Origin of the sequence: Bacillus sp. P14.5, from assembly GCF_003316765.1 — a bacterium.
Taxonomy (GTDB): domain Bacteria; phylum Bacillota; class Bacilli; order Bacillales; family Bacillaceae_B; genus Rossellomorea.
In genome coordinates, this window is the sequence record NZ_NIJF01000047.1 from 1 (window position 1) to 3880 (window position 3880).

2 protein-coding genes and 2 pseudogenes are annotated in these 3880 nt (G+C 49.1%); 3 read left to right on the forward strand and 1 reads right to left on the reverse strand.

Annotated features, from left to right (window positions below; all coding sequences use genetic code 11):
• Window positions 1-512: 512 nt before the first annotated feature.
• The 3 genes and pseudogenes from B9Z54_RS06390 to nagE all read left to right on the forward strand — a co-directional run bounded on the left by B9Z54_RS06390 (window position 513) and on the right by nagE (window position 3353).
• Window positions 513-1001: a PTS sugar transporter subunit IIA gene (locus B9Z54_RS06390; RefSeq protein WP_275887790.1), complete on the forward strand. Its 489-nt coding sequence runs from the start codon at window positions 513-515 to the stop codon at window positions 999-1001.
• Window positions 1002-1020: 19 nt separating this feature from the next.
• Window positions 1021-1870, forward strand: a pseudogene (locus tag B9Z54_RS06395) (PRD domain-containing protein).
• Window positions 1867-3353: pseudogene (gene nagE, locus B9Z54_RS06400) on the forward strand (N-acetylglucosamine-specific PTS transporter subunit IIBC). The pseudogenes B9Z54_RS06395 and nagE overlap by 4 nt, the downstream one beginning before the upstream one ends.
• 34 nt (window positions 3354-3387) lie before the next feature.
• On the opposite strand, the gene B9Z54_RS06405 reads toward nagE, so the two are convergent.
• Window positions 3388-3585: a hypothetical protein gene (locus tag B9Z54_RS06405; protein ID WP_113927643.1), complete on the reverse strand. Its 198-nt coding sequence runs from the start codon at window positions 3583-3585 to the stop codon at window positions 3388-3390.
• Window positions 3586-3880: the final 295 nt, after the last annotated feature.

Genomic DNA, 3880 nt, shown 5'->3' on the forward strand with positions numbered 1-3880 from the left:
GTGTTGAATCAATTCGTTGTATTGTAATTTATCTAATGTTTGTTCGTTCATGGTGATTTCTCCTTAAAATTAGGTTGGAGATACCGCGCAAACAAAAAGCGTCGGCCGATGACGACCAACGCAAAAAGACAGACCGGTGTCTGGCAGTTTATGAAGGGCGGTATCTGTAACAGAACATGAAGGCATGACAAAAACACGTGTCATCCAACTTTTTTCAGTTCGTTAGGCAGATACGACCTCACTCATTAACATGCAACACCTTTCTCATTCAGTTTCGCCTTTACTATACAATATATTCAGGCAGAAGTAAATTTTTAGAGAACGCTTTCAAATTAGGTCTTGATATCTATACACCACCGTGCTATCTTGAGGGTGACGAAACGAATAATGATCACATGTGACTGATTCGATCAGGCAGTGGGGTAAGACGAAAGGCTCACGCCACCCGTCTATACTCCATGCCTGTTTTGTTTTTTCTACAATCATTTTTCAAGCGAAAGGATGAATCGAACATGTTATTGAATAAGTGGATGAAGAGACATACACTGACACTTTACGCACCCATGGAAGGAGACATCATTCCACTTGAGGAAGTGACCGACCCCGTCTTCAGCGAGAAGATGATGGGCGACGGAATCGCCATCGTACCGATGGACGGGACGGTCGTCGCACCGGTAGACGGAACCATCATCCAAGTCGCACCGACGAAGCACGCCATCGGACTCCGTTCGGGAGACGGAGCTGAAATTTTGATTCATGTCGGACTCGATACGGTCGAGCTCGCGGGTAACCCGTTCGATGTCCATGTCAAAGTCGGCGACACGGTCACAACCGGACAACCCCTCTTGACGGCCGACTTGGAACAAATCCAGCGAGCCGGAAAAGATACGGTCACGCCGATGGTCATTACGAACGGAAGCGCGTTAGAGCATCCGTATTCGTTCCATGCAGGAGGCCCCGCGCTTCCCGGGAAGACCGTCGTCGCTCAAGCGGAACAATGACTCCTCGTTAGGAGGACACATGTTAAAAATCAAAAAGATCTTAAACAACAACGCGGTCATCGTCTCGGATGAGGGCGAAGAAAAGATCGCCATCGGTCCAGGCGTCGCGTTCAAAAAGGCACGCAACGACATCGTCAATCCGCATAAAGTCGAAAAGTTGTTCGTCATGCCCGAAAACGATAAGTTTCAACAGTTGCTCACCCGCATTCCCATCGAGCACTTCACGATTTCAGAAGAAATCATCTCGCATGCAGAGAAACGGCTCGAGACGACGTTCAACGAACACATCCATATCGTGCTCACCGATCATATCTCGTTTGCCATCGAGCGCGAGCAAGAAGGGATCTCGCTCCGCAACAAGCTGTTGAACGAGATTAAGATCCTATATCGCAACGAATACGAAATCGGGTTATGGGCGCTTCACCTCATCGAGGACAAGCTCGGTGTGAAGATGCCAAAAGACGAGGCGGCGTTCATCGCGCTTCATATCCATACACTCAAAGTGAAAGGAGGTGATTTGCGCAAGACGGTCAAACAGACGACAATCGTACGTGACATGATCCAATCGATTTCGAGACGGCTCGATCTATCCATTGAAGAAGATGACTTATCCTATCAACGCTTATTAACTCATTTACGATTCGTCATGGATCGGGTCAACCATTACGATCATCATACGATCGACGAAGATATGCTCCAAATGATTCAAACAAAATTTTCGTCGGCCTATGCATGTGCGTCTGATGTCGCAAACGAAAATGGAAGACTTATACGGCATCGTCTTGCCCGAATCAGAGCTTGGTTATATCACACTCCACATTCAACGCTTGCAAGATCAACACCATCAAAAAGGAGGACATTTACAATGATGAACTTTTTACAACGTCTCGGACGTTCCCTCATGTTGCCGGTTGCAGTACTTCCTGCAGCGGCCATTCTCATGGGGATCGGTTACTGGATCGACCCAGTCGGCTGGGGTTCTGAAAATATCGCCGCCGCGTTCTTGATCAAAGCCGGTGCAGCCATCATCGATAATATTCCAATTCTCTTCGCAGTCGGGGTCGCCCTCGGTATGGCGAAAAACCGGGATGGCTCAGCCGCACTAAGTGGGCTCGTCGCTTTCCTAACAGTCACGACACTCTTATCTTCGGCAACTGTCGCCTTGTTCCAAGGTGTCGACGTCGAAGCGGTCAACCCAGCGTTCGGGAAAATCGCCAACGCCTTCGTCGGGATTCTCTCGGGTATCGTCGCCGCTCAAATGTACAATCGCTTCAGTCATGTGAAACTTCCGGACGCACTCGCCTTCTTTAGTGGGAAGCGTCTCGTGCCAATCATGACAGCCTTCTCGATGATCCTCGTCTCGGTCGCCCTTTATTTCGTCTGGCCGGTCGTCTACACAGGACTCGTCGGATTTGGGGAAACGATTTCAAAAATGGGCGCAATCGGCGCCGGTCTTTATGGCTTCTTCAACCGTCTGTTGATTCCAACAGGTCTTCACCACGCCTTGAACTCGGTGTTCTGGTTTGACGTTGCGGGTATTAATGACATCGGTAACTTCTGGTCGGGCGAAGGGGAAAAAGGAATCACCGGCCGCTATCAAGCTGGATTCTTCCCAATCATGATGTTCGGTCTCCCAGCAGCAGCCCTCGCGATGTACCATACTGCGAAAACAAAACGTAAAAACAAGCGGCCTCACTTCTTCTTGCCGCAGCGTTCGCTTCATTCTTCACAGGTGTCACGGAACCGCTCGAGTTCTCGTTCATGTTCCTCGCACCAGTTCTTTACCTCGTCCACGCGGTCTTGACAGGGATTTCCCTCTTTGTCGCAGCGACGTTCCAATGGACGGCCGGATTCGGCTTCAGTGCCGGTCTCGTCGACTTTGTCCTCAGCTCACGGTTACCGCTTGCGAACCAGCCTTACATGTTGCTCGTCCAAGGTCTCGTCTTCGGTGCCATCTACTACGCCATCTTCCGCTTCATGATCGTCAAGCTCAACTTGGCAACGCCAGGACGTGAGTCAGACGAAGCGGTTGACGCAGTCGCAACGGAAACGACTCCTGAAGGCGAAACACGAACTGCTCCAGTCGCAGCCGGCGGTCAATATTCGGCGATGGCAGCGATGATCTACGACGGTCTCGGCGGCGATCAAAACGTCACGGGCATCGAATCGTGTGTCACACGTCTCCGCGTCGATGTAAAAGACATGGACACGGTCGACCAAGCACAAATCAAGAAAGCGGGCATTCCGGGAATCAAGGTTGTCAGCCCGAACCATATTCAAGTCATCGTCGGAACGAACGTCCAATTCGTCCTTGAAGAAATTGAAAAGCTCCGGAGCCACCGCGCCGGATAACTGACGAAAGCCACCTCCATAGCGAGGTGGCTTTTTATTGTCTTTGCTCATATGTTTTGTAAAACCGAACAAAAAAGTAAAGAAAGATCCATGGCAACACGTACGTCGTCATCCACATGAATAACTCGATGAGTAGTCGCGCCGGATTATATCCGAAAATACCGAGGACAGACATTCCAATGAACAGTGCTAATCCGATTCCTATGTACTTGATAAATGTTTGAATCGTCACTCACTCCCCTTCCAATTTCCTCCATGATATCATATAAAAAATTGTCCATGTTCATGACCGAACCATCGACGTGTTTGACCTTATTAGCTCTTCTTTTTGACTGACATCAACATGAGTGAAACTGTGATGGAATAGATCAATAAAAAGATGACAATGCCTAACTCGAGTGCCGACTCAAACATGGGGTCCCCTCCATTTCATCCTCTTTTACTAGCATTCCCATTCAAGATCAATACAAACTGGATTTGCGAAAAGAGCGGCGTCCAATCACAACCCTCTTCACGCACAAAAAGCC